This window comes from Stenotrophomonas sp. NPDC077420, assembly GCF_044543385.1.
In the GTDB taxonomy this organism is placed as follows: Bacteria; Pseudomonadota; Gammaproteobacteria; order Xanthomonadales; family Xanthomonadaceae; genus Stenotrophomonas.
This window is the reverse complement of record NZ_JBITVZ010000022.1, coordinates 67,961-68,575: the sequence shown is the minus strand read 5'-3', so window position 1 is coordinate 68,575 and position 615 is coordinate 67,961. Positions and strand designations below refer to the sequence as shown.

Genomic DNA, 615 nt, shown 5'->3' with positions numbered 1-615 from the left:
AGTTGGCCGGCAAAATGCTGCCGTGCCAATGGATGGAGGTGTCCGCGCCATGGAGGGAGTTAGCGGGCAATGCATTGGAGACACGCAGGTTGACCGTGGTGCCTTCCCGCCAACGCAGCAACGGCGCCGGAACGGACCCATTGACGGTGATCGCGGTGCGGGTCTTGCCGGTGAAGTTCATCGGCGTCTCGCCGATGGTTAGGTCAAACTCGGTGCCCGATAGTACGTTGGGTTGTCCCGGGCCCTTGAGCGCCCAACTGGCTTTGGGCCAGAAACCTAATCCTGCGACTGCGCCTCCCAAGGCCAAGCCCTGGACAAATCGCCGCCGCGAAGGTAGCAGCGGCGGTCCACCGTGTGGACCACGAAAATCATCATGCGACATGAAAATGCTCCAAGCGTCGTGTTGCCACCGGCGGGCGGTGGTACAGAGCGGGCGGCTGGCCTATAAATAGGCATGCAAGCCACACCAACGGCGCCATTGCGGCGCTTAGGGACGCTTAGCCGATCGGTGGTCGGATCAGATGAGGCAAGGCAGGTGCCGCATGCCCTAGGGGCAGCGGCATGACATCCAGGCCCAAGGCCAGTTGCACCGAAACATGCAGGCGCGCCGGAAGT

The 615-nt window shown here is 62.6% G+C and carries 1 protein-coding gene and 1 pseudogene; both read right to left on the bottom strand.

Translation table 11 applies throughout. The features are described from left to right. Nucleotides 1-382: multicopper oxidase domain-containing protein (locus tag ACIGII_RS17680; RefSeq protein WP_399657602.1), on the bottom strand; the 382-nt coding region annotated here is incomplete at its 3' end. A gap of 115 nt (nucleotides 383-497) precedes the next feature. Beyond that, a pseudogene (gene copL, locus ACIGII_RS17675) lies at nucleotides 498-615 on the bottom strand (transcriptional regulator CopL); the annotation flags it as partial.